This is a genomic window from Pseudomonas kermanshahensis (genome assembly GCF_014269205.2).
GTDB lineage: Bacteria > Pseudomonadota > Gammaproteobacteria > Pseudomonadales > Pseudomonadaceae > Aquipseudomonas > Aquipseudomonas kermanshahensis.
Genome location: NZ_JABWRY020000001.1, coordinates 1,853,896 through 1,878,539, shown reverse-complemented (window position 1 = coordinate 1,878,539; position 24,644 = coordinate 1,853,896). Strand labels below are relative to the sequence as shown.

General features: G+C 57.7%; 19 protein-coding genes, 1 tRNA gene and 1 pseudogene. 9 read left to right on the top strand and 12 right to left on the bottom strand.

Annotation, left to right across the window (positions count from 1 at the left end; genetic code table 11):
- Positions 1 to 134 precede the first annotated feature (134 nt).
- Together HU764_RS08840 and HU764_RS08835 are read left to right on the top strand one after the other, a co-directional pair.
- Entirely contained in the window at positions 135 to 1,298 is a 1,164-nt protein-coding gene (locus tag HU764_RS08840) for an AAA family ATPase (RefSeq protein WP_186679892.1), read from the top strand.
- A 238-nt stretch (positions 1,299 to 1,536) separates the two neighbouring features.
- The gene (locus HU764_RS08835; RefSeq protein ID WP_186679895.1) at positions 1,537 to 3,582 is read left to right on the top strand and encodes a TonB-dependent receptor domain-containing protein; all 2,046 of its coding nucleotides are present in this window, start codon (positions 1,537 to 1,539) and stop codon (positions 3,580 to 3,582) included.
- A 72-nt stretch (positions 3,583 to 3,654) separates the two neighbouring features.
- Here HU764_RS08835 and HU764_RS28070 read toward each other — a convergent pair whose 3' ends face one another.
- Together HU764_RS28070 and speB (HU764_RS08825) are read right to left on the bottom strand one after the other, a co-directional pair.
- Positions 3,655 to 4,305 (bottom strand): methyl-accepting chemotaxis protein, encoded by a 651-nt coding sequence (locus tag HU764_RS28070; RefSeq protein WP_420876200.1) that lies wholly within the window; start codon positions 4,303 to 4,305, stop codon positions 3,655 to 3,657.
- 1,947 nt (positions 4,306 to 6,252) lie between these two features.
- A complete protein-coding gene (speB, locus tag HU764_RS08825) occupies positions 6,253 to 7,257 on the bottom strand; it encodes an agmatinase (protein ID WP_186679902.1) in 1,005 nt (334 codons plus the stop codon).
- A gap of 372 nt (positions 7,258 to 7,629) precedes the next feature.
- Between speB (HU764_RS08825) and HU764_RS08820 the strand changes: the two genes are divergently transcribed.
- Positions 7,630 to 8,553, top strand: coding sequence for a LysR family transcriptional regulator (locus tag HU764_RS08820; RefSeq protein WP_186679906.1), 924 nt, complete (start codon positions 7,630 to 7,632; stop codon positions 8,551 to 8,553).
- A gap of 33 nt (positions 8,554 to 8,586) precedes the next feature.
- Here HU764_RS08820 and HU764_RS08815 read toward each other — a convergent pair whose 3' ends face one another.
- The 5 genes from HU764_RS08815 to speB (HU764_RS08795) are packed head-to-tail and all read right to left on the bottom strand — an operon-like array spanning position 8,587 to position 12,612.
- Complete coding sequence (locus HU764_RS08815) at positions 8,587 to 9,381, bottom strand: ATP-binding cassette domain-containing protein (protein WP_186679912.1); 795 nt, start codon at positions 9,379 to 9,381, stop codon at positions 8,587 to 8,589.
- A gap of 22 nt (positions 9,382 to 9,403) precedes the next feature.
- Entirely contained in the window at positions 9,404 to 10,114 is a 711-nt protein-coding gene (hisM, locus tag HU764_RS08810; RefSeq protein ID WP_186703217.1) for a histidine ABC transporter permease HisM, read from the bottom strand.
- Positions 10,111 to 10,833: an ABC transporter permease gene (locus HU764_RS08805; RefSeq protein ID WP_186679920.1), complete on the bottom strand. Its 723-nt coding sequence runs from the start codon at positions 10,831 to 10,833 to the stop codon at positions 10,111 to 10,113. Before HU764_RS08805 ends, hisM begins: the two co-directional genes overlap by 4 nt.
- Before the next feature lie 8 nt (positions 10,834 to 10,841).
- Positions 10,842 to 11,624, bottom strand: coding sequence for a transporter substrate-binding domain-containing protein (locus tag HU764_RS08800; protein WP_186679923.1), 783 nt, complete (start codon positions 11,622 to 11,624; stop codon positions 10,842 to 10,844).
- A 34-nt stretch (positions 11,625 to 11,658) separates the two neighbouring features.
- Positions 11,659 to 12,612, bottom strand: coding sequence for an agmatinase (gene speB, locus HU764_RS08795; protein WP_186679926.1), 954 nt, complete (start codon positions 12,610 to 12,612; stop codon positions 11,659 to 11,661).
- A 154-nt stretch (positions 12,613 to 12,766) separates the two neighbouring features.
- Between speB (HU764_RS08795) and HU764_RS08790 the strand changes: the two genes are divergently transcribed.
- The 4 genes from HU764_RS08790 to HU764_RS08775 all read left to right on the top strand — a co-directional run bounded on the left by HU764_RS08790 (position 12,767) and on the right by HU764_RS08775 (position 18,138).
- Positions 12,767 to 13,651: a LysR family transcriptional regulator gene (locus tag HU764_RS08790; RefSeq protein WP_225935629.1), complete on the top strand. Its 885-nt coding sequence runs from the start codon at positions 12,767 to 12,769 to the stop codon at positions 13,649 to 13,651.
- A 376-nt stretch (positions 13,652 to 14,027) separates the two neighbouring features.
- Positions 14,028 to 15,407, top strand: coding sequence for a sodium:solute symporter family protein (locus HU764_RS08785; protein WP_186679932.1), 1,380 nt, complete (start codon positions 14,028 to 14,030; stop codon positions 15,405 to 15,407).
- A 42-nt stretch (positions 15,408 to 15,449) separates the two neighbouring features.
- Positions 15,450 to 16,481, top strand: a complete 1,032-nt coding sequence (locus HU764_RS08780; RefSeq protein ID WP_186679935.1) for an ABC transporter substrate-binding protein — start codon at positions 15,450 to 15,452, stop codon at positions 16,479 to 16,481.
- Positions 16,482 to 16,536: 55 nt separating this feature from the next.
- Positions 16,537 to 18,138 carry a 5-guanidino-2-oxopentanoate decarboxylase gene (locus tag HU764_RS08775; RefSeq protein WP_186679938.1) on the top strand — a complete coding sequence of 534 codons (1,602 nt, stop codon included), beginning with the start codon at positions 16,537 to 16,539 and terminating at the stop codon, positions 18,136 to 18,138.
- A 410-nt stretch (positions 18,139 to 18,548) separates the two neighbouring features.
- Here HU764_RS08775 and HU764_RS08770 read toward each other — a convergent pair.
- The 4 genes and pseudogenes from HU764_RS08770 to HU764_RS08755 all read right to left on the bottom strand — a co-directional run.
- Positions 18,549 to 19,577, bottom strand: a pseudogene (locus tag HU764_RS08770) (aminotransferase class III-fold pyridoxal phosphate-dependent enzyme); the annotation flags it as partial.
- A gap of 1,066 nt (positions 19,578 to 20,643) precedes the next feature.
- Positions 20,644 to 21,099: a lysozyme inhibitor LprI family protein gene (locus tag HU764_RS08765; RefSeq protein ID WP_186679941.1), complete on the bottom strand. Its 456-nt coding sequence runs from the start codon at positions 21,097 to 21,099 to the stop codon at positions 20,644 to 20,646.
- Positions 21,100 to 21,171: 72 nt separating this feature from the next.
- The gene (locus tag HU764_RS08760) at positions 21,172 to 21,642 is read right to left on the bottom strand and encodes a lysozyme inhibitor LprI family protein (protein ID WP_186703218.1); all 471 of its coding nucleotides are present in this window, start codon (positions 21,640 to 21,642) and stop codon (positions 21,172 to 21,174) included.
- A 697-nt stretch (positions 21,643 to 22,339) separates the two neighbouring features.
- The gene (locus tag HU764_RS08755) at positions 22,340 to 23,368 is read right to left on the bottom strand and encodes a hypothetical protein (RefSeq protein WP_186703219.1); all 1,029 of its coding nucleotides are present in this window, start codon (positions 23,366 to 23,368) and stop codon (positions 22,340 to 22,342) included.
- Between the two features lie 217 nt (positions 23,369 to 23,585).
- Here HU764_RS08755 and HU764_RS08750 point away from each other — a divergent pair, with 217 nt between their 5' ends.
- The gene (locus HU764_RS08750) at positions 23,586 to 23,846 is read left to right on the top strand and encodes a hypothetical protein (protein WP_186680082.1); all 261 of its coding nucleotides are present in this window, start codon (positions 23,586 to 23,588) and stop codon (positions 23,844 to 23,846) included.
- A 77-nt stretch (positions 23,847 to 23,923) separates the two neighbouring features.
- On the opposite strand, the gene HU764_RS08745 is transcribed toward HU764_RS08750, so the two are convergent.
- A tRNA-Pro gene (locus HU764_RS08745) sits at positions 23,924 to 24,039 on the bottom strand.
- A gap of 174 nt (positions 24,040 to 24,213) precedes the next feature.
- Here HU764_RS08745 and HU764_RS08740 point away from each other — a divergent pair.
- Entirely contained in the window at positions 24,214 to 24,528 is a 315-nt protein-coding gene (locus HU764_RS08740) for a hypothetical protein (RefSeq protein WP_186703220.1), read from the top strand.
- Positions 24,529 to 24,644: the final 116 nt, after the last annotated feature.

Below are 24,644 nucleotides of genomic sequence, written 5' to 3'. Positions count from 1 at the left end.
GTAGGAGCGGCCTTGTGCCGCGAAAGGGCCGCATAGCGGCCCCAGCGTTTCAAGAAAAGGCCCACGTTGAGCGGTAGTAAGGCCGCTCCAGTTCCGCCACAATCGGCCACTCAGTTCAAGCTGGGACGCCCCGCATGCTCACCACCCTCGCCATCGGTAACTACCGCTCGATCAACCACCTTGTGTTGCCATTGGGCCAACTCAACTTGGTGACCGGTGCCAACGGCAGCGGCAAATCCAACCTGTACAAAGCCCTGCGCCTGCTCGCCGAAACCGCCCAGGGCGGCGTGATCGAAGCGCTCGCTCGCGAAGGCGGACTGGATTCGACCTGGTGGGCGGGGCCTGAGATGAGCGCACGGATGAAGCGCGGTGAAGTGCCCATCCAAGGCCAGCACCCGAGCGACGCCAAACGCCTGCGCCTCGGCTTCGCCACCGAGGATTTCGGCTTTGCCATCTCACTCGGCCTGCCGATTCCCCTGCCCTATCCCAGCGCATTCATGCTCGACCCCGAGATCAAAACCGAAGCCATCTGGGCCGCCGGCGCGTACCGGCCATCGTCCTTGCTGGTTGAACGTAAAAACGCGATGGTTCGTGCCCGGGAGGGAAACAGTTGGACGGTACTCGATCAACATGCCGACAGCTGTGAGAGCTTTTTCAACATCGTAGGCCGGCCACGCCAGGCACCCGAGATCGGGGAGCTGCGGGCGTTCATCAACAGCTGGCGGTTCTACGATCACTTCCGTATCGACCGTGACGCGCCTTGCCGTCAACCACAGCTCGGGACTCGCTCGCCGGTTCTGCATCACGATGGGCGCAACCTTGCCTCGGCATTGCAGACTATCATCGAGATTGGTGAGGTTGAGGACCTCGTAGCGGCACTGGATGACGCGTTTCCCGGGAGTCGCCTGGCGATTGATGCACCGCCGGGTGGGCTGTTCAGCGTACAGCTCCATCAGCACGGGCTTTTGCGCCCGCTGGGGGGTGCTGAATTGTCGGATGGGACCCTGCGTTATCTGCTGTTGATGGCAGCACTGCTGACGCCACGGCCGCCGTCGTTGATGGTGCTGAACGAGCCGGAAACCAGCTTGCATGCTGACCTGCTTCCTGCGCTAGCGCGGTTGATCATTCGCGCTTCGCGTCGTAGCCAAGTTTGGGTCGTATCCCACAGCGCCCCGTTGATCGAGGCGCTGTCGGCCTGTGACGGCTGCAATGTGCTGGAGCTGGAGAAAATCCAGGGGCAAACGCAGCTGCGCGGTGTTGGGCTGTTAGATGAGCCGCTGTGGCGCTGGGTGGATTGATCGCGACCTGAATGCTCTTTCGGGACTGTCAGATTCTTGGTGTGCGGGCCGGTAACGGCCTGCCGTCAGGTAGCCGTGGCTGCAAGCCTGGAATGCCCCTTCGCTGGGTCAATTTTTTGTAAATTTTCAGTAAATTATTTTTAACATTTTCTTTTAAACAATTCTCATTTGCGTTAGTGTCCTGCCCCGATTGCATTCTGCCCCTGGAATCCAACCGCTCGACAAGGACTGTTTCACGATGCCATGCCCACCTTTTTCCCGTGCCCTGCTCACCGTCGCACTGCTCACCGCGACTGCCGTCCAGGCCGAGGAAGCCCATGAGCTTGAACCGCTCCCCGCTACAGAACTGGAAGCTTCGTTCGTCACCGCCACGGGCGGCGGCACTGATGTGCGCGACGCGCCGGCCAGTGTCAGCGTCATTACCCGGGAAGAAATCGAGCGACAGCCGGTCTACGACCTGAACACCCTGCTACGCCGCATACCCGGCGTCACCGGGGGCTACGGCCCGGTGGGCGAGCAGTCGAAAATCAAGCTGCGCGGCCTCGACGACAAATACACCTTGATCCTGGTGGACGGTAAACGCGTCGGCAGTTCAGCCGACACGAATTACCGCCGTGATCTGGGTCGCCAGGACATCAACTGGATCTCGCCGAACATGATTGAGCGGATCGAGATCGTGCGCGGGCCGATGTCATCGTTGTATGGGTCAGACGCCATGGGCGGCGTGATCAATATCATCACCCGCAAAGTGTCCCGTGAGTGGAGCGGCTCGCTCAACGTCAACACCACGATCCCGGAAGACTCCGACCGTGGTCAGACCAACCAGACCAGCGTTAACCTTTCTGGCCCTGTCACCGACTCCCTGGGGCTGCGCCTGGGCGCCAACCTGACTCGGCGCGCTGCCGACGAAACCGCGCCGCGCCTCGACGCACTGGGTGACTTCGTTTACAACGACGGCGCCGGCGGCGCCAAAGACCACAGCGTCAACGCGTTGCTTAATTGGCAGATCAACGAAAACCATGAGTTGTCCTTCGAAGCGATCCAAGGCGTCGAGCGTTCGTGGTCGTCGAAGAAAACCTACGGCGACTGGGGTGACACGGTAGGTGAAGCCTTCGGTGCCGGACGCCTCACCCGTGATAGCTTCGTGGTCTCCCACCACGGCGACTGGGGCTTTGGCACCTCGCGGATCGACGCTTACCTGAACAAGTTCAACAACGACCTCAGCGAGGGCAAGGCTAACTCGGAAGAAAAAATCGTCGAGGGTAGCCTTAACATCCCGTTTGATCTGTTGGTAAACCAGCGCCTCACCGTTGGCGGCCAGTGGAAGCGTGAGCAACTGACCAACACCGACACGCTGGGCACCGTACCCGTTGATTACCAAGGGGCAGCGGTGGGTGGCGCGGACCTTGAGGGCGACTACTCTGCGCTGTTCGTCGAGGACGAGCTGTTTCTGCTCGATAACCTGTCGCTGACGTTGGGGAACCGCTTCGACCACAGCGACGAATACGGCAACCATAACAGTCCACGTGCTTACCTGGTCTATCACCCTCACCCTGACTGGACGGTGCGCGGTGGCGTGTCACGAGGTTTCCGTGCCCCCAGCCTGAAAGAAGGCAGTGCTGGCGCGGCGACCAACTCGGGCGGTCGCGGTTGTACATCGCTACGCCCGCTGGGTTACGTGACCGGCAGTTGCTGGATGGCCGGCAACCCGAACCTGCGCCCAGAAATCAGCACCAACAAGGAGATTGGCGTCTCCTTCGACCGCGACGGTTGGGAGGCCAGCCTCACTTACTTCCACACCGACTTCGAGGACAAAATCGAGTACGCGCCGCTGGGGTATTTCCAGGGCCGCTGGTGGACCATGCTTGAAAATGCTGAGGAAGCCCGCACCCGCGGCTGGGAAGGCAGCACCAAAGTGCCGTTGTGGGAAAATGCCAGCTGGCGCACCAACGCCACCTACATGCTCGAAAGCCGCAACCTGTCGACCGGTGAAGACCTGATCAGCTCGCCGAAGCTGTCGTTGTTCAGCGCCATCGACTGGCAGATCACCGAACGGATCGGCACAGAATTGTCAGCTCAGCACGTGGGCAAGCAACGCGGCCTGGGCACCGACTTCGTCAAGTCGTACACCACGTACGATCTGACCGCCAACTGGTCAGCAACCCGCTGGCTGACCCTGAACGTCGGCGTGCAGAACCTGTTGGATGAAGACCCACGTGATGACTCGACCAGCTTTTACGTGCCCGGTCGGGCGTATTTTGCCGGGATAACCACCTACTTCTAATTGGCAGCGGACAACCCAGAATTCGCGCGTTTATACGAATTCTGGGTTAGTTGAGTGAGGCGCCGTCGGCGCTCAAGCGGCAGCGACCCGTTCGCCATCACCGCTGACCTCGAACTGCCCCATCAGCTTCTGCAGCTTGCCGGCATCCACCTTCACCTTCTGCGCGCTGTTTTGCAGCACCACGGCGGTCTGGCGCATCTCGCTGGAGGAGTGGTTAACCTGCTCAATGGTCTTGCCGTACTCGATGCTGCGGCGGTTGAGCTGCTGGATGATGGCGAACATGCCCTCCACCGCCTGGTGAAGTTGCACGTTCTCCGACGATGCATCCTCGGCCAGGCGCAAACTATCATCGACGTTCTGCACGCCCTCCTCCATAAAACTCACCGCTTGCTGCGTTTCGTTCTGCAGGCCTTCGACCATGTGCCGGATATCGTCGGCCGCCCGCGCGGTGCGGGCCGCCAGGCTGCGCACTTCATCGGCCACCACCGCGAACCCACGGCCATGCTCGCCCGCCCGTGCCGCCTCAATGGCGGCATTCAGCGCCAGTAAGTTGGTCTGGTTGGTGATGTCGCTGATCAGCCCGGTGATATTGCCAATCTGCGCCATGCGGTTGTCGAGCAGCTGCACACTCGAGGCCGAGCGGGCCACCACATCGCGAATCGATTGGGTGCCCGCCTGCACAGCCAGGTACTGTTCGCGGGCGCGGCTGACCACCTCGTCCATGGCCTGCTTCATCTGTTCGGCGCTGACCGACGCCTGCTGCAGCTCACCGAGCTGCTCCTCCATGATGATCATCATCTGGTGCACCGCGTCGGCCACCTCGACAGAGCTCACGCTCGCTTCCTGGCTGCGCCCGAGCATCATCTGGTTGGTGCTGCCAACCGTGCGGCTGGCCTTGACCACCTGCCCCACCACGGCATCCAAGCGGTCGATGAAACTGTTGATCCAGCGCGCCATGTCGCCACTCTCGTCATTGGCCAGGGCGCCCGTGTCCAGGCGCTGGCGCAGGTTGCCCTCACCCTCGGCGATGGTACGCAGTACACCGCTCATGCCGTTCAACCTCGCCGCCAGGCGCCTGGGCCCGAGCACGCCGAACAGCAGCGTAGCGCCGACCATGCTGAGGGCCTGGATGGCGTCGTTCACCCCCTGTGGTAATCCGGCGTAATGCTGCACCAGGTAATTACAGCCGAACAGCCCAACCATGCTCGCCACGTAGGGTTTCATCAACCGGTAGCTCAGCGAACGGCGGCGGTAGACCTCCTCCAAGTCTGCCTCGCACATCATGCCCCAACGGTCGAGCGACCCTGGTAACTGGAAGGTCACGCCCTTGCCGACCACGGGCACATGGCGGTAGTCCGAATAACCCGGGTACGTCACGAACAGGTTGGCGCCACGCCGTATGGTTTCCCGCACGCCGGGGTGCAGTTCACGCGTCGCGGGGTCGGTGAAGCGCAGCTCCAACTCGGTATGGCGCTGCACCTGCACAGTGCTCCAGGGCGTACGCACGCCGCTCTTGAGGTTTTCACCATGGGTAAACGTCCCGTCTTCGAAGCGCGAACGGGACAAGGCGGTGCCTGGCTGCACGGTCGGGTCGAAGCGTGACTGCACCATGAACAGGTAATTGTCGCCCGACTCGGCATAGATATGCCCGGCCTCGCGCTGGATCAGGTCGCCCAGCACATCATTGGGGACCCGACCACACAGGCAACCCAAGACTTTGCCCGCGTGCCTGATCGGCTGATAGAACATCAGCGTCACCTCATCGTGAAAACGCGACGAGGATGGGCCGATCTGCAAGGTCAACGGGTCGCTGTAGGGCCCGTGAAGAAACGGCGCTTTCAAACCATGGGCCAACGCCGCGAGCTGCTCGATCTGCGTGCTGCCACGCTTTGGCCAAGTGGATACCCTGACGTTGCCCGTGCAGTCGATCACACTCAGTTCGGAAAAGTCTTCGGCCTGTGCCAGTTTGTCGAGTAGTGCCGAAGGCTGCACATGAGCGAAGTCTGCTGCCAGGTATTCCGCCAACTCTGCCAAGTGATCCCATTGTTCGCGCGCCCAGTTGTGCAGCAACTGCACCCGCGTTTGGGCAATGGCTTCGAACGTCTGCTCGATTTCTCCATAGTTCGAACGATTGAGGCGGCACGCCCACCCCATGCTGAACTTGCCGGCTTTGCCGAACCAGGGCAGCCAGCCCCGCTCGCTCGATGACAACTGCATGGAACTACTTGAAAGCGACATTAAGTTCACCATAAGCGACACAGATATCAAAATGCCAGCAACTTCCACGCCAACTGTAATCCAAGCGTATTGAGGGGTAGTCGCTAGCACTGGACGCTTACGGGTGGTGCATAAAGGCTTTTATTTCAGGCCACTTTGCACCCTGAAGGGGCGCAGGGAGAATGAGCGATCGTTGTCATGGTCGGCTGGTGTTCATTTAAGAATGCCGCTCCTACAGCGACCGCGTTATGTCCCTATTTACAGGGCATGCGCGGACACTGTGGGAGCGGCCATTGTTTGGCCTCGCTAGCGGCGCTGGAACCGCTGTTGAATCGACAATCAGGGCAGCTGCTCAACCACTTCTGATTGTCGCGGATGAATAGCTACTGGGGAAGCCGGCGTCACGTCCTAACGGGACACCGGCAACGCCTAGCTATTCAGTGCCACCGTGAATCACCGCTGGTGATTCGTAGTTTGTCCGTTCAGCGGGTGCTTAGCACGGGCGTCGGCCAATACGCACAACATGTCGAACATCAACGTCGCTGCGTTCAAAGTGGTCAGGCCCGATGGATCCAAATCTGGTGCCACTTCGACGACATCCCCGCCAATGAGATTGAGGCCGCGCATGCCACGAATCAGGCGAAGCGCCTCGCGCATGGAAATTCCCCCAGCTTCCGGGGTGCCAGTGCCTGGTGCGAATGCAGGATCGAGACCGTCGACGTCGAACGAAATGTAGGTTTTACCGTCGCCGACTACACGTTTAATTTCCTTTAGGACGCCTTCCACGCCCAGTTCATCGAACTCGTCGATGAAGATCACTCGCATACCCGATTCGAGGCTGAAGTTAGGGGTGCCGGAGTGCTCCGATCCACGAATGCCAATTTGAATGGTACGCAGAGGATCTAATAGGCCATCTTCAACCGCGCGACGGAATGGTGCGCCGTGGAAGAATTTGGAGCCGTATAAGCTATCCCAGGTATCGGTATGGGCATCAAAATGGACCATACCGATAGGGCCGTCCTTAGCCAACGCCTTAAAGATCGGATAAGTGATAGAGTGATCACCACCAACGGTGAGTGGCATGATGTTATGGGCACATACTTCACGATAGTAGCGCTCGATACAAGCGTGTGCATCTTCGATATTGTACATTCGGTCGATGAACACGTCGCCCATATCCCGAATCTTGCAGACTTCAAAAGGCGCGATGTCGGAGTAATGACTTTTCGTACGCATCAGGCAGGATTGCTGGCGCACCCCTCGCGGCCCCAGCCGCGCGCCTGGCCGGAAGGATGTACCACCATCAAACGGCACGCCAATCAAACCGATATCAATATCTGACAGCGAGGTGGCTACCGGAGCGCGCATGAAAGAGGCAATCTCGTTGAAGCGAGGGCGCTTTTGTGGATCATATTCTTGACCATCGATTAGATTTGTTTTTAGTCTGTGATCAGACATGGTTGCTCCTCAATTTCTTCAATCACTGCTTTCTAAGTCGGAGTGTCGCTTGGCGACCTGTGGGTCAATCACGGGATTTTAGCCATCACCGTGACGAAGCGGGAGCTTGTTAAAGCCAGAGTTCAGTACCCAGTCCGTGATCATTCAAACGCAATCGCCGCACATTTAAAATCTACAATTTCGATTCGAATGTTCAAGAAATCTTAAACTATCCTTTGCAGCGTCTGATGCGCCGGCGGCCTCAGGGTACCGCGTCACAAGACGCCCCCACCATGCCTCTCAGAAAATGGCGCTTTCTCGACTTGAGAAACCTCATAGACACGACTTTCCCACCGACTCATGTTAAAATTCTGCCATTACAAGGAATAACAAATGAAAGAGTCGCTTTACAATGTGCGACTGCTGAGAATTTTCCTCAGCGTCGTCAACAATCAAGGCTTTTCAGCTGCTCAGCAAGAGCTGAATATGTCTACGTCAGCAATCAGCACATACATGAATCAGCTCGAATCGCAGTTGGGTATGCAGCTGTGCAACCGTGGCCGTGCCGGATTCAGCCTTACCAGCAAAGGCCAGCTCGTTTTCGAAGAGGCCAAGAGGCTCATAGAACAAACCGATTCGTTCGAGCGATATGTCGCAGAGCTCAAGGGAGAGCTCCGCGGCACCATTACAGTGGGCATTCTGGACTCGATGCTTTCCGATACTCAGGTGAACATTTCCGATCTACTGGGCGATTTCAGCCGCAAAAGCGACAAGATCCATGTCACATTGAAAATCTTGAGCCCATTCGAATTACAGAAAGAAGTTCTGGAGGGTAAAGTCGACCTTGCCATCGGCTCATTGCCCACAAAAATGAGCGGATTGAGGTACTCGCCACTCTATATAGAGCAGCACTGGCTTTTCTGCAGCGATCGCCACCCGCTGTATAATCCAAAAGACGTGTCCATAGAAAAAGTTACTGAACACGCCCTGATAAAGCGCGGATACTGGTCGAATGCCGAGGGCATGCGACATGGTTTCACTCGATACTCAGCTACGATAGATAGCATGGAAGCCGAGCTAATTCTTATACTCTCTGGCAACTATATCGGATATCTACCAGATCATTTGGCGCGCCGTTGGGAGGATGAAGGCCGACTGCTGAGATTATTTCCGGAACACTTTGGCTACACGGCTGAGTTTTCGCTAATAATCAAAAACGGAAGATCACGAGAGCCCTTGATTCAAGCTTTTCGTGACGAAATCGATGTGATTTTCGGGCGTGAAGCTGCCCGTTTATCTCATCGCTCGCCGACCTGAGGGGCACCTGGGAATTTCAGGTGCACACGGATTTCAAGCGGTGCGCAAAACTGAAACTTCGTCGCTGCTACGGCCCAAGAATGCCTTAAGCCTTTCGCTTTGGGGATGGGAGAAAAACGCTTCGGGGTTGTTCCGTTCTTCAATGACACCCTTGTGAAGAAATACGACTTCCGTAGAAACCTCCCGAGCAAATTTCATTTCGTGCGTCACCATGACCATCGTCCGCCCCTCTTGAGCGAGCCCTTTGATTACGCCCAGCACTTCACCGACAAGTTCAGGGTCAAGTGCAGATGTCGGCTCATCGAGGAAAATGATCTCGGGCTCGACTGCCAACGCACGAGCAATCGCGACTCTTTGTTGCATGCCGCCCGACAGTTGGATGGGGTAACAGTGCCCAAACTTATCAGGATCGATATGCACCTTTTCTAGATAGTTCCTGGCTCGCACCAGTGCTTCATCTCGACTCACACCGAGATTCTTCCGCGGGATGAGCGTCACGTTATCTAGAACGTTCAAGTGTGACCACAGATTGAAGCTCTGGAACACCATTGCCAGTTTCGAACGGAAACGCTGCAACTCCTTGGCGGACGTCGGATGAAGCAAACCGTCGGCTTTCCGCGCCAGGGCAACCGCATCACCATTCCAAAGCAGTCGTCCCGCCGTCGGCAGCTCCAGCAGATTAAGGCAACGCAAGAAAGTACTCTTACCCGAACCGCTCGAGCCGACTAGCGTGATCACATCTCCCGAAGAGGCACTCAGCGACACCCCGTTCAACACGTGATGCGGGCCATAATTTTTGGAAATATCAACTGCACTTAATGTCGCCATGGGGACTCTCTTTTATTTATTATCAACGACGGGGGTGAAGAAAACGCAGCCATTTTATTTCAGCACGCCGAAACATCCAGACGATGACCAGCGAAACTACGGCATACAGCAATGCCGCCACAGCGAATACCTGGAATGTCATGTACGTTTGACCATTGATATCGCGCGTTACCTTCATCAGTTCCGGCACGGTGGCAGCGAACGCGATCGAGGTCGCATGCAACAGCAATATGACTTCATTCGAATAATAAGGTAACGCCCTTCGCAGGGCCGCGGGCACAATCACGAAACACTGGACTTTCCACGCGGGCAAACCGTAGGCACGCGCGGCCTCTATTTCACCGGGCGGTAACGTGCGCATCGCGCCGGCCAGTATTTCGGTGGTATACGCTGCGCTATTAAGGGCGAACGCCAGAATGGCGCAGTTAAGCCCATTCTTGAAAAACACTCTAAGCACTTCACTTGACTTGATGACGTCAAGGCCGTACAGGCCGCTATAACAAATCAACAGCTGGATATACAGTGGCGTCCCACAAAACACGTAGGTGAAGCTGCGCACTGCTGTGCGCATCCAGCGCCCACCCGCTGTGCGCGCCACCGCTAACGGCAAAGCAAGTAGCGCACCGATCAACAATGAGGCGACCAGCAGCCATAAAGTCATCGCCAACCCGGTGAGTTTCACGCCGTCCGTGTACAGCAACGGTTGCCAGTACGCCTGAAACAACTCAATCATACCGCGCTCCTGACGAATGCTACGGAGTAACGCTTTTCCAGCCAGTTGAGCAACCAGCCACTCAGCGCCGTGATAAGCAGATAGACAAGCCCGCATAGGATCAAGAAAAAGAACATCCTGAATGTGGCCTTCCCAGCGCTTTGCGCGGCCTCCACCAGATCGGAAAGACCGATGATCGATACCAGTGCGGTGGCCTTCAATAACACCAGCCAATTATTGCCAAGCCCTGGAATCGCATGGCGCATCATCTGCGCAAAGATCACCAGGGTGAACACTTTGGTAGACGACAATCCATAGGCTTTTGCCGCCTCGACCTGCCCCGGCGGAATAGCTATGATCGCGCCGCGGAAGGTTTCAGCGAAATAAGCACCGTAGATGAACCCCAGCGTAACCACGCCAGTCATGAACGGGTCCAGGTTAATGTATCCGATGCCCAGCGCATCGCCGAGGTTCGCCACAACCGTCTGCAGCCCGTAGAACACTATCAGCATCAACAGCAGGTCGGGCACACAGCGGACCAGGGTCGTATAAGCGCTGCCCAGCCAGCGCAGGAAAGCCACGTCTGACAGCTTCGCTAACGCGCCGAGCCCCCCTAGCAGACAACACAATGCCAACGAGAGCACCGCCAACGCCAACGTAACCTGTACCCCGTGTAGAATCAGCAGGCCATAACCGGACAGGTCAAATAACCCACTTACATGCTCGCTGAACCACTCCATGAGGCCTCCTAGTTCATCGACGAGGTCACGGTGGGCGCGGAGAAATACTTGTTCTGCAAGCGTTCGTATTCACCGCTGGCGCGAACCGCGTGTATGGCGGCATCGAGCTCGGTTTTCAATGTCGCATTGCCTTTGTTGATGCCGATCGCCACGCTGGACTGCATATCAGGATCACGCACGACATCACTGACTTCATAGTCCTTGCCTTGCGCCGTGTTCAGAAAACCCAATTCGGCTTGCGTCGAGTCCTGCAGGCTGGCGTCAAGCCGTCCGTTCATAAGATCGGCATAGACCTGGTCCTGACTTTGATAGCTCAGGACCGAAACACCCCACGCGGCGAGGGCCTTGTTCGCATAACGCTCCTGCACAGTGCCCTGCTCTACGCCAACAGACTTACCGCGCAACGCAGACTCCGACAACGTGAGCGAGTGATGCTTGTGACTGACCAGCGCGCTGTGCACTTCATACAGACCGTCAGTAAAATCAATTTGCTTGAGCCGCTCAGCGGTAGGCTGCATCGAAGACAGAATGCCGTCGTACTTCCTCGCCTTGAGCCCCGGGACTAGACCGTCGAAATCGTTGACCACCCAGGTGCAGGTTCGCTTCAGTTGCGCGCACAGGGCATTGCCGATTTCAATTTCGAACCCCTCCAGGCCACCCTCCTTGTTTTTGTAGGAGAACGGCGGATAGGTCGGATCCACACCAAAGCGCAACTCGACAGCTTGGGCGTGGGTCGCGGTGACGGCCAGGCACGCAGAGGCCAGCCAGTATTTGAGATATTTTATTTTCATTATTTGATCTCTCTGGGTGATAAAGCAGCGAGGACTACTTGAACATCAGCTTGTGTCGCCAGGCATACAAACACACCATTTCCATGGCGATCGTAGCCCCTGCAAGGGCCGTTATTTCAGCATGGTCGTAAGGCGGAGATACCTCTACGATGTCCATGCCGACGATGTTGATCCCGCGCAGCGCACGAAGAATCTCCAAGGCATGAAACGTCGAGAGGCCGCCTGAGACGGGTGTACCCGTGCCGGGCGCGAATGCCGGGTCGAGGCAGTCGATGTCGAACGATAAATAGACCGGGTTGTCACCGACACGGGCCAGAATGCGCTCAGCAATTTGCGCAGGCTGCAGTGTGTTGGCCTGGCGAGCATCGAGTACCTCGAAGCCCATGGTGTCGTCGTTGGTCGTGCGCATGCCGACTTGAATCGACCGCGCGGGATTGACCAGATGCTCCCGAGCGGCATGATAGAACATGGTTCCGTGCTCAATCCGCTTGACCTCAGGGTCTGGCCAGGTGTCGGTGTGGGCGTCGAAATGCACGAGCGACAGCGGGCCATGGACTTTGGCGTGCGCCTTGAGCAGCGGATAGCTGATGAAATGGTCGCCGCCCAGGGTGAGCATGCCGCACCGGTGCGCGAGGATCTTGTCAGCGTGCGCTTCGATGGCGCCAGGCACGCTCTGCGGCTGGCCAGAATCGAATTGACAGTCGCCATAGTCGACCGCCGCCAACAGGTCGAACGGGTCGAACTCCCAGGGCCAGTGCCGGGCCCAGGCAATCCCGGTCGACGCGGTGCGCAAGCCACGAGGGCCAAAACGGGTGCCGGGGCGATGGGTTGTGGCAGTGTCGAAGGGTACGCCTGTGATGGCCAGGTCGACGCCATTCAGATCGCGGCTGTAGCGTCGCCGCATGAAACTGGAAACCCCCGCAAACGATGACTCCGCCTGGGTTCCGTAAAGGCTCTCACGGGTAATTGCTAGGTCGTTCTGGCTCATCTCTCTCAAGGTCCTTCAAGCAATGCAGATCGGTAGCGCTCTATGGCACTTGCCCAGGATTCTGCCGCGCTTTCAAACAGCGTAAAATACGAACTATGATAAGCACACATTAACAATATGCGATGTGTAAACGATGCTTAGCCAAATTCAGGACATGGACCTGCAGCTTCTGCGGCTGTTCGTGACCATCGTCGATTCCGGGGGCTTCGCGGCCGCCCAAGGCAAGCTGGGCGTCGCCCAATCGACAATCAGCACCCAGATGGCAAAGCTTGAGGTCCGCCTGGGCTTTCGGCTCTGTGAACGGGGCAAAAGCGGCTTCAAGCTGACCGCCAAAGGCACCAAGGTCTACCAGTCCGCTGGCAAGTTGCTGGATGCGGTGGGGGCCTTCACGCGGGAGACGCAAGCAGTCTCCGACACGCTCATCGGCGAGTTGCGGATCGGCCTTTCCGAGCTGCTCGCGCCGCAGATCCTGGAGCTGATCGGCAACAGCGTCGGGCACTACCGGGCACGCGCGCATGACGTCACCCTCAACATCATCACCGGCACGCCGGATGAGCTCGAAACCATGCTCCTGAGCGGCAAGCTCGACATCGCGATCGGCTACTTCTCCATCAATCACGCCGCGCTCACTTACCAGCGCTTGTTCACCGAGGTGCAGAAACTCTATTGCGGCAAGCACCACCCGTTGTTTTCCGCCGCCTCGGTGACCGCTGAAGCGTTGAACCGCGCCGATAAAGTGAGCCATGCCTACCGAATGAAATCGGTCGGCGCGCGCTTTGTGGCCGAGCGGCAAAACGCAATATCCGAGCGGGTTGAGGCCGACCTGATATTCATTCTCTCCGGCGCCCACATCAGCTTCTTACCCGAGCACGTTGCCAAGCCGTGGCTCGACGCAGGAAAGGTCAAGGAACTACTGCCCGCCGACTTTGGTTACACCGTGGACTTTCAGCTGACTACCCCTAATCGCCAGGACCTCAGCGAAGCGCTGATCGTGTTCAGGGATCAGATCATCGAGACGTTCCGAGTCGCCGGTCATTGACCGGGCGACCGTCACCTCACCCTCAGGGTCAGTTTACGGATCCTTCAACAATCATTTTCCAAACCCGTATTTAACCCAGTGACCGTGCTGTCCACAATTCTCGAAAAATAACTATAAGAACATTCGAGGGAACCTTGTGGACCGTTCACGCCCCCCCTTCAGCACCGCGTCACCTGGCTGCACGGCCACCACAGCGTTTATGCAGTTCAATTGCACTACAGACGCCCTTTTAGCCCCCGTCAGCATTATTAGCCTGACCGGCGCACACCCTCGCCTCGCACAACCTGCCCCTCTTGTCGCTCTGCCATCGATGGCGCCACCAACGGCCGCTGGCAGGTAATTTCAGTCAATACAATTACAATACTCGGAGAACAGGATGAGTCTGGACATCGTGGTAGTACTGCTTTATGCAGCCAGCATGTTAGCACTCGGTTGGTACGGCATGCACAGAGCCCGGACCAGCGAGGAATACCTGATCGCGGGGCGCAACTTAGGGCCGTGGTGCTACATGGGCACCATGGCCTCTACCGTGTTAGGCGGCGCCTGCACCGTCGGGACCATGCGCCTGGGCTATGTCTATGGTATTTCCGGCGTCTGGTTATGCGCCACCTTGGGCCTGGGCATCATTGCGCTGAACCTGTTTTTAGCCAAACCCCTGCTCAAACTTAAAATCTTCACGGTGACCCAAGTTCTCGAGCGGCGCTATAACGCCGTGGCCCGCCAGGCCAGCGCCGCGATCATGCTGGCCTATTCGCTGATGATCGGCGTGATTTCCACGCTGGCCATGGGCACCGTGTTGCAAGTGCTGTTCGAGTGGCCGTTCCTGCTGTCGATTCTCTGCGGCGGTGGGGTCGTGGTCGCCTACTCCTCGATCGGCGGCATGTGGTCGCTGACCCTGACGGACATTGTGCAGTTCGTGATCAAGACCGTCGGTTTGATGTTCATCCTGCTGCCGATCTGCCTGTACCGCGTCGGCGCCTGGGATGCACTGATGGCGCAACTTCCGGCCAGCGCGTTCAGCTTCACTGCGATGGGTTATGACACCATCATCAGCTACTTCCTGATTTACTTCTTTGGCATTCTGATTGGTCAGGACATCTGGCAGCGCGTATTCACAGCCAGAAGTGAGCACGTCGCCAAATACGCAGGCTCGGCAGCCGGTGTCTATTGCGTCATCTACGGGCTGGTCTGCGCGGTGATCGGCATGTGCGCGCGGGTGATAATTCCTGATCTCACCGACCCCAACAATACCTTTGCAGCGATCACCCAAACTGCCCTCCCGCCCGGCATCCGAGGCTTGGTGATTGCCGCCGCCCTGGCCGCGATGATGTCGACCGCCAGCGCGGGCCTGCTCGCCGCATCGACGGTACTGACCCAGGACTTGCTCCCGACATTGCGCAACGGTAAAGCCTCCAGCTTGAGCATGAACCGCTGGTGCACGGCCTTGACAGGCCTGGCGGTTCTCGCCATCGCCTGTGTGGTCACCGATGTACTGGGCGCACTGACCTTGACCTACAACCTGCTGGTTGCCGGGATGTTGATCCCCTTGGTCGGCGCCATTTACTGGAAGCGGGCGACCACCGCTGGGGCAATTGCCAGCATGAGCCTGGGCTTTGCGACCGCCTTGGTATTCATGATCAAAGACGGCTTGGCGGCGGCCAGCCCTATCTACTATGGCCTGAGCGTAGGCCTGGTCAGCTTCGTGGTGGTCAGCCTTGCGGCTCGCCAGCCTGTAGTTGCAACCCAAACCCGCTGAAACCTACCCCTTGCAGCGCCAACCTGAAACGGGAGAAATAACATGAAAAAAACAATAATCATCCCAGCCATCCTGTTTGAACTTCTCATGCGCAACGCAAGCGCCAGCGAACTGACGGTCATTTCTTTTGGTGGCGTAGCTAAGGAAGTGCAAACGACGGCGTTCTACAAGCCGTTCGAAGTGACCTCCGGCAACAAGGTGATTGCGGGCGAGTACAACGGCGAATTGGGCAGGATCAAAGTCATGGTGGACACCGCCAGTGTCAACTGGGATGTCGTGCAAGTTGGCGGGGCAGAGTTGATCACCGGCTGCGAAGAGGGGCTGTTCGAAAAACTCAGTCATTCGCAGAATGCCCCACAATCGAGCTTCCTGCCCGGTACGTTGTCGGAATGCGGGGCAGGACTGTTGGTGTGGTCGACGGTACTGGCCTATAACGCCGACAAGTTGAGCGCGGCGCCCACCGGCTGGGCAGACCTTTGGAACCTCGAGAAATTCCCAGGCAAGCGTAGCTTGCACAAAAGCGCCAAGTACACCCTGGAGATCGCATTGATCGCAGACGGGGTCGAGGCAAAAGACATCTACCCGCTGCTCGAGACCAAAGAAGGCGTGGATCGCGCGTTCCGCAAACTCGACCAGATCAAGCCGTTCATCCAATGGTGGGAAGCCGGCGCACAGCCGATGCAGTACCTGGCGAGTGGCGACGTGGCAATGACCAGTGCATTCAACGGCCGGGTGTTTTCCGCACAAAATGCGGGTGCCAATGTGAAGACGGTCTGGTCGGGCAGCATTTACGACATGGATGCCTGGGCCATCCCCAAAGGCAGCAAGAACAAGTCGACGGCCGAGCAATTCATTGCATTCTCGCTACGCCCAGAACAACAGAAACAGCTCTCCGAGCAACTGGGCTACGGCTCGACCAACGTGCACACACCAGAACTGCTGAACCCAGCGATTGCCCACCGATTGAACACGTCGCCTGAGAACCTGGCGCAATCTGTCGCCCTGGACAACGACTTCTGGGTCAGCCACGGCGAAGACCTCGAGCAGCGGTTTATCGCCTGGGCGGCAAAATGAGCACTGAATATATGCACCTTCATTACTACAACCTTATTGGACTCAAGGAGTCGTCATGACCACCTGTGGTGAATTTCTCGTCAAACAACTTGAAGCGTGGGGCGTCGACACCGTCTTTGGCATCCCAGGCGTGCACACCGTCGAGCTTTATCGCGGACTGCCCTCGACGCAAATACGCCACATCACGCCACGCCACGAGCAGGGCGCAGGCTTCATGGCAGACGGCTACGCCCGCGTGCTGGGCAAGCCTGGCGTCTGTTTCATCATCACCGGCCCCGGCATGACCAACATTCTCACGGCGATGGGCCAAGCCTACGCGGACTCGATTCCGATGTTGGTCATTTCCAGTGTGAACGAACGTGCCCGCCTCGCTCACGGCAATGGCTACCTGCATGAGCTGCCCGATCAGAGAGGCATGAGTGCAGGCGTCACGGCGTTCAGCCACACCCTGCTCAGTGTCGAGGAATTGCCGGCTGTTTTGGCGCGAGCGTTCGCCGTGTTCGACAGTGAGCGCCCGCGCCCGGTGCATATCGAACTGCCGCTGGACATCATCACCGCCTGCGCCGAGCACCTGACGGTGCGCCCACGGGTCGTGATAGAGCGCCCCACGGCCAGTGCCGCGGTGCTCGAACATGCGGCAACACTGCTCAGTAGCGCCGCGCGCCCGGTACTGCTGATCGGCGGAGGTTGCGTTGGTGCGCACGATCAGGTGCAAGCACTGGCGCAAAGGCTGGACGCGCCAACGGCACTGACCATCAACGCCAAAGGGTTGCTCGCCGCGAACCATCCGCTGCTGCTGGGCAGCAACCACTCGTTCGATCCGGTACGGCGTCTGGTCAAGGACGCCGACGTGGTGCTGGCGATCGGCACCGAGCTGGGCGAAACCGATCACGACATCGTGTTCGACCAGAACTTTTGCATTGACGGCCAGTTGATCCGCATTGATATCGATGCCGAGCAACTGATGCGTAACCATACCCCAACCCTGGCCATTCGTTCCGATGCAGCCGCGGCCATCGAGGGGATGCTCGGGGCGCTTGAGCATCGGCAACTGAACACCGAGCGAGCCGGCGCATCGCGCACCGCTGAGGTACGCCGCGAGCTGGACGCTGAACAACAATCCTGGAGCAATTACCGCCAGCTGTTCGACACTGTGCTCGAGGTGTTGCCGTCGGCACGCTTTGTCGGTGATTCCACACAGACGGTGTATACCGGCAACCACCTGGTAAACACCAAAGGCAGCCGGCGTTGGTTCAACTCCACCACCGGGTTCGGCACGCTGGGCTACGGCTTGCCCGCAGCGATGGGTGCCCGGCTTGCCGACCCGACCTCGCCGGTAATCTGCTTGATCGGCGACGGTGGGCTGCAATTCACCCTTCCTGAGCTCGCCAGCGCCGTAGAGGCACGGATTGGGATCGTGGTGCTGCTGTGGAACAACTACGGCTATGGGGAAATCAAGCATTACATGGAGCGCCGAGACATACAGCCCATCGGCGTGGACATCTACACCCCTGACTTCATCACCATTGCGCGTGGCTTTGGCTGCGTTGCTGAACGTGCCGTCGACTTTCAGCACCTCGCGCGGTTGCTCAGCGATGCGCCGAGTGATCGGCCGATGGTCATCGAGATCCTTCAGGCAACACCGTTCCATCCATGACGCTGACAAGGTGTTTCCCGACGGGCAACACCAACCCCGTGGTAGCGGACAAGCCCCAATGCCAGTCAGTTGATGCGATACACCCGCGAAGAGGCCCGCATGGCCACTGCAAGCCCAATTGTTCTCCGCACGACCATCGGCGAAGAACAAAAAAGGGGACAGCAATCCACGGGCTTCAGATTGCTGTCCCCAAATGGGCAGATGAGGGTTCGCTCGCTTCGGTGAGATTCCATCCTGACCAAGGGATGCCGTCTGAATCCCACCCGCCCTAAGCAAGCGCTTTGCTACCTGCTGCGAACCCCCACCATCGGACTGGCCGCAGCATATCGCTCAGGTTGAACGCGGGAGCACTGCAAATATCCACAGCCCCTGCCCCCGGCTCACACGTTAGTTGATGCTCAAGCCCAGGCTTAACCGGCCAACTCTTCAAAACAGTCGTTGATGATCGCCAGGCCGCGCTGCAACTGCTCGTCCGAAGCCGTCAGCGGCACGAGAATTCGCAGCACATTGGCGTTGGTGCCACACGACAGCAGAATTAGGTTCTTGTCGAGTGCCTTGGCGACCACTTGAGCGGCCAGTGCGCTGGCAGGCTTGTGGATATCGCCGCCTTCGAACAGTTCGACGGCAACCATCGCACCCAGCTGGCGAATATGCCCCAGGGTGGCGTGACGTGACTGGATATCCTTCAACCCAGCGACCAGCAACTCGCCCACCGCTTTGGCACGGTCGAGCAACTTCTCTTCCTCGAACACATCGAGAACAGCGAGTGCGGCGACACACGACAGCGGGTTACCTGCGTAGGTCCCACCCAAGCCACCTGGCGCGACGCTGTCCATCAGTTCGGCATGCCCGGTCACGCCGGCCAGCGGGAACCTGCCAGCGATGGATTTGGCGAACGTGGTCAAGTCTGCGTGAACGCCCATCTGCTCCATCGCAAAGAAGGTACCGGTACGGCCAGCGCCGGTCTGGACCTCGTCGGCGATCAACTTGATGCCGTGCTCGTCGCACAGCTTGCGCAGGCGCAGCATGAAGTCCTTGGGCGCTACATGGAATCCGCCCTCACCCTGCACCGGCTCGAGGATGATGGCCGCGATATCCTGGGGCGCGGCATCGTTCTTGAAAATGCGCTCGACGCTGGCGATGGCGTCGTCGCTGCTCACGCCCTGCAGCTCGTTGGGGTACTGCGCCCTGTAGACGTTCCCAGGCATCAGGCCGAGCCCGGCAGAATAAGGAACCACTTTGCCGGTCAACGACAGGGTCATCATGGTCCGGCCGTGATAACCGCCGGTAAACGCGATGACCCCGGTCCGCCCCGTCGCCGCTCGGGCGATATTCAGCGCGTTTTCAACCGCCTCTGCACCCGTGGTGACTAGCAGCGTCTTCTTGGCGAAGTCACCAGGCACCAGTTTGTTGAGCCGCTCACAGAGCTCTACATAGGGTGCCTTGTGTCGCGATGGGCCGCAAAGCGACCCCACTAAGGGCGATGAATAACTTAAGTGAACAGCATTACGCACTAGGCGGGCTCTAACGACTATTGAGGTGTACGTTAGGAAGGTTGGAATCTCATGTTGCAGGCATGGCACAGCCAGGTACGACGCCACTCTTCGTACTGATCATATTGCACAACGTTGTGCCGCCAGTGCCGCACAAATCCGATCACACCGATGGTGATGAACGTGACACCAATGAAGAACCTGGTCCAGTCCACTTCCCAGGACAATTTAAGCCCATCGTAGAGGATGATGCCCCCCACCACTGTAAGCACTATCGGGCCACGCAGACGTTTAGCGCCTGGAGGTGCGACGCTAGCGCTCAGATTAGTCTGCTGGCGCCCGGTTGTTTCAACCGTTACACGCGGCCCGAACCCTGAGTGCGCCTCATGAGTGGCTTGGAAATGAGAGGTTCCGGCGGCATGAATGACAGAAAGAAGCTGTACGTTTTGACCCTGACAGTGTGGGCAGGTGATGGCATTTTGACTTACCACAAATTCAGTCCTTTGAGATGGTAGAGGCGCGAACTTTAAACTAATTCTGAATATCCGTGCACTCACATGGAGTTACGTTTCCCTGTGCGGTGAGCGCGATACATGTAGTTACGCCTAACCGCTGAAAAATCAGATTTAGCCCCTTTCTTGTAGGGCATTTCCCAAAGATACTCGCGACGCCTGTTTTTCGTTGCGCACGCAAAACGTGAGTCATAGTCTCGGCCTGTCGCTGCCAATCGGCGATACGGTTTTGACAGACCGTGGGTCACTGAGTGCATGTGCAATGCCAGTTATGGCAGCTGTGCGTGGGGCACCTTTGTGTGCGCCGGGACTCTCAGTACCCTCGGTCTGTCAACCCACACACAGTTGCCACCCTTCCGTTTGACTGCATCGCCCCTACACACAACTGCTCTTCTAGATCTTTGACGCTAACGTGTACTTGCCGCTTGATCCATTTCTCGCCCAGCGTTGAGAAAAAGCGCTCGACCAAATCTACACTAAGGCGCAGAAGTTGGCAGGGTTCACCACTCGTCCAAGGCGTGCAGTCGCTGAATTTGATGCTTATACTCACATATCAGTTGATAGGTAGTGCTAGCGGTCCCTGTTGTTTGCGCGGCAACTACACCACAATCCTCCCTGACATACTGCTCCCACGCATCTTGCGCCTTCGGCAACATGGCCGGGACATCTTTCGGGAGCCAGTCCTTGTTTGCGTAATCCTGAGCAGTAGCAAACTTCTCCCGGTATTTCTGTGTCACCGCATCTTTAGCCGTTTGCAGCATCAAATACGCGCAACGTCCCGAGCCCCATTTTTTGACCGTTTCCGAACCGTTCAAACAGCTCTGCCAATCGGACTCCAGCTTCGCCGCGAACTGGCGCACCGCCGCATCCAGTGCTTCCTCTCGGCCGACATCAGCATGGGCCGCATCCATTACCAGCAACGACCCCACACAGATCGCAGTAATCAAACTCCTCACTGGCCTCACTCCTTGAGGTGAAAATTCGCCGGCTGCATCGTGCCTGAGAAGCACGTTGTATCCCAACTAATATTAGTACCAACCGTCGAGTGCACGCAGTCGCTGGAGCGCGTGTTTGTACTCACACAAAAGTGCATTGGTAGACCGAGCGGTTCCAGCTACGCTCTCTTCGTAAATCCCATCACAATCAGATTTGACATATTCCTTCCACCGTACCTGAGAAGCCTTAAGCATGACAGGGACTTTCTCATAAGATGAAAATATGTCAGGACTCTCAGTCATTTGCTGAGCCTTAACCAGTTTTTCCTGGTACTTAACCTCCACTTTCTCGTTACTTGTGCGCACCATCGCGGAGAGACACATGTCGCTATCATTCGTAGTGTGCACGTCTGGTCTACTTAGGCACTGCTGCCACACCGCCTCCACCTTTGCTGCGAACTGACGGACCGCATCATCCAGCTCTTCCTCGCGGCCAACATCAGCATGGGCAGCACCCATCACGATCAACAACCCTATGCAGATTCCTTGAAACAACCCTTTCACGCGCCTCACTCCTTGAGATGTCTATTAGGGACTGCATATTGCTGCAAAAAGAGATTGCGCACTACCAAGCGGCGTCCATTTACTTGTAGCGCAGCTACGGCGGTGCTCGATTCAGGGCCTCGGCAGCCTGGTTAGCAGTAGTCGCGGCCTTCCGGGACAGCTCATCTACGCGCTTGTCACGCTCGGCCATAGCGGCCTCATGGGCTTTGCAGATCTGGGCCATCGGGCCGCCCTATTGCGCCCCGCTAATCCGAACCGGCGTAGATCCTCAAGAGTAATAAAACTGCCCTTGTCGTTGTAGAACTCTTTGAGCTTGCCTTGGCGCAGAAGCTTGCCGCGCTCCGGCCCGAGGATCTCGTCCTGACGCACTGCCGATTGCTTCCCGTTCCATTCGGCATAGGTGGTCGACTCCGGCACCTGGCCGTCCCTACTCGCCCGCGTTGCGCCAGCGCTGACTCCGGCGCGGCCGGCCAGCGCCTCAACGCTTATCGTGCAGCTCTGGTGGCCAAGCGCTGAAGAACCCTATGATTCCCGGCATCATTACGTAGATCCAGTGCTTGCCAGGGTATACGCAGATACCGACAGCCCAGATAGCGTGACTCAACTCTAGCCCAATCAGAATCGCGCCACCCCGGCGAGGGCGGCGCCCTCAGTCGAAATTGCCTTGCCGCAGATCACGACCAAAAAATGGGGGGGTTCAAGGGCTCAGGGTGAGGAATAGAAGTTTCCCGCTCCGATTACCCGTGCGGACCACCTGCAAGGTCACCAATTTGCCGTTGCTCAAGGCCTGAATGCCCTCGTTCTCGACAGTGTCAGCCTGAATCCCCATCGCTGATAGCTGTGAAACCAGGGCCTCAGGGGCAATGTATTCCGACTTGACGATCTTGCCGTGCCGGTCAAACAGGTTCACGCCGAAATAGTGGTACGGGGTTGCCTTCATGCGCGACGACCAATAGCCGCCCATGGTCATTGCATAGCCGTTATCTGTTACCGCGAAACCCTGGTGCTTGGGTAGATTGAGCTGCTCGGAGTTTCGGTAGCCGGAGTACTGCGGCGCAAAATTCACGTCCCGAACGTGTTTGAAGCTGCTGTCGAGCACCGAGTACTGGCCGCGGCTCTGCCCAAGCGCGTCTTCCGGCGTCTTGAACTTTTCGACATACCACTCGCCACCTTTGTGATAGAAACTTTGGGCAACGTTGCTTGCAACCGCCTCAAGCTTTTGCGTGGTGCCGAAACCGGATTGATCATCTACAAGACGATAGCGCGTGAGGGCGCTATCGGATCGCAGGAAGACTACATCGCCCCCCTCTTCCTGGGTCACCACAAGGCCCTCGGACACCGAGGCCTGAGGCTCAGGAATGATGTAGGTCGAGAGCAATTCACCAGAGCTCCACCGGTACTTCTCAATCACGGCGCGAGCAGGCCGGCCATTGGAGTACCGCAGAACGTACAGCAGGTCACGTTGCTCATCGATTTCAAAGCCTTGTGGGTACGTGAATCGAACACCAAGACGCTGAACCGTCTCCTGATAGCTTTGGGACTTGAAGTCCAGCGCTTTCAAGATTGAAAAGTTGGGCTCCGCATGGGTCGCCACCGACGCCTCGAACGCGCTCATGATTTGAGAATGGGCAGCGATGGCCGCAGCCGAGCCCGCCTGAGCATGGCTAAACGAGCTGACGAAGATTGTGCTGACGCCGATGAGTAACAATCTCGAAAGAGTCGCCATGTTCTGTTTCTCCTTCATGAGTATCGAAAAGCGCCGCATCCCACGCTGGAAACCTCAGCGATCCGTAACACGCCACTGTGCCACAACCCCTTGTTGCTCCCGTAGCAGCCTCTGGATTGCCTTCCGTTGGGCAGCCAGCGCGTTTGGCAGTTCAGACAACCTTTCCTATCGACGATAACGCCACCCCAGCGAGGGCGGCGCATGCATGGAGAAAGCTATGATTGAAGCCACCGAGAAGCAGCTCGGCCTGCTCTGGCTCACCCTTGGCTTGTGCGCTGAATGCTCAGACCGACACAGCATCAGCCGCAGCCACTTCCTCACAAGCCCGGGCTACGAGGACTCGAACAACCTTGACGTGCTGGTGGCGACCGGCCTGAACAAGCGGGCGGAGAAAGATGGCCAGAAGATCGCGGGGCATACGACTGACGGTATGACCAGGAACTACCAGAAGCTGGATAGTGGCGAATTCGCCGGATAGTTTTGCGCCCATTTTGCGCAGAGCCGCCCATAAAAAAATCCAGTCACCGCGAAGTGACTGGATTTTTTAGGGATTTTTGGTCGGGACGGAGTGATTCGAACACTCGACCCCTTGCACCCCATGCATGTAAAGCTAACGTAGCTGCATGAAAATACAGGCTTTTCTCCTTGGTGCTCGCTGCAACGACGCCCAACGAAGCCGAACCGGTCCGAGCAAAGTCACTTTGAAAGTCACTGGCCCTGTCCATCCCTCCTGCGGCGTTCTGCCGGCCGAACACACCCCCTCCCCTACAGCTCATCACCCAGCGCTGGTCAGAATTACCCTACCTCGATTACTGTATATCCAAACAGTACAGGTAGGTGGCACCGTGATCATCGAAGACGACAGCTTCGCGCTGGGCATGCCCACGCCCATGGAAATGCTGGAACAGCATGCACTCCTGCTCCAAGGAGAGAACGAGCAGTTGCAACAGGGCCTCTCCAGGGCAAGGAAAAACATCGAGAAGCTGGTGGCGATCAACCAGACCCAGGCCGATCAGATCACCCAACTGAACAGTAGGATTGAACGGCTGACTTGGGATTTGTCCAGAGTAAACGTAGAGCTCACCGAACTGACAAACCGGCAGCTCGGTGGACCATCTCCAACCTGGGGAGGCATGCCACCGGAGTCATACCAAGGGTAAAATCAGTGGCTAATCTGGGCTGGGCCGCCGAGTGCCTGGCATTGATACTCCTGCACGGCCTCCATTAGCGATTCAGCCTCGAGTCGCAAGCGCTCGACTTCTTCAGCAGCCGTCAG

Bases quoted from the DNA above. Each gene is read 5' to 3' on its own strand.
- HU764_RS08840 (WP_186679892.1), top strand. From the start codon at position 135: ATGCTCACCACCCTCGCCATCGGTAACTACCGCTCGATCAACCACCTT.
- HU764_RS08835 (WP_186679895.1), top strand. From the start codon at position 1,537: ATGCCATGCCCACCTTTTTCCCGTGCCCTGCTCACCGTCGCACTGCTC.
- HU764_RS28070 (WP_420876200.1), bottom strand. From the start codon at position 4,305: ATGGACGAGGTGGTCAGCCGCGCCCGCGAACAGTACCTGGCTGTGCAG.
- speB (WP_186679902.1), bottom strand. From the start codon at position 7,257: ATGTCTGATCACAGACTAAAAACAAATCTAATCGATGGTCAAGAATAT.
- HU764_RS08820 (WP_186679906.1), top strand. From the start codon at position 7,630: ATGAAAGAGTCGCTTTACAATGTGCGACTGCTGAGAATTTTCCTCAGC.
- HU764_RS08815 (WP_186679912.1), bottom strand. From the start codon at position 9,381: ATGGCGACATTAAGTGCAGTTGATATTTCCAAAAATTATGGCCCGCAT.
- hisM (WP_186703217.1), bottom strand. From the start codon at position 10,114: ATGATTGAGTTGTTTCAGGCGTACTGGCAACCGTTGCTGTACACGGAC.
- HU764_RS08805 (WP_186679920.1), bottom strand. From the start codon at position 10,833: ATGGAGTGGTTCAGCGAGCATGTAAGTGGGTTATTTGACCTGTCCGGT.
- HU764_RS08800 (WP_186679923.1), bottom strand. From the start codon at position 11,624: ATGAAAATAAAATATCTCAAATACTGGCTGGCCTCTGCGTGCCTGGCC.
- speB (WP_186679926.1), bottom strand. From the start codon at position 12,612: ATGAGCCAGAACGACCTAGCAATTACCCGTGAGAGCCTTTACGGAACC.
- HU764_RS08790 (WP_225935629.1), top strand. From the start codon at position 12,767: ATGGACCTGCAGCTTCTGCGGCTGTTCGTGACCATCGTCGATTCCGGG.
- HU764_RS08785 (WP_186679932.1), top strand. From the start codon at position 14,028: ATGAGTCTGGACATCGTGGTAGTACTGCTTTATGCAGCCAGCATGTTA.
- HU764_RS08780 (WP_186679935.1), top strand. From the start codon at position 15,450: ATGAAAAAAACAATAATCATCCCAGCCATCCTGTTTGAACTTCTCATG.
- HU764_RS08775 (WP_186679938.1), top strand. From the start codon at position 16,537: ATGACCACCTGTGGTGAATTTCTCGTCAAACAACTTGAAGCGTGGGGC.
- HU764_RS08755 (WP_186703219.1), bottom strand. From the start codon at position 23,368: ATGGCGACTCTTTCGAGATTGTTACTCATCGGCGTCAGCACAATCTTC.
- HU764_RS08750 (WP_186680082.1), top strand. From the start codon at position 23,586: ATGATTGAAGCCACCGAGAAGCAGCTCGGCCTGCTCTGGCTCACCCTT.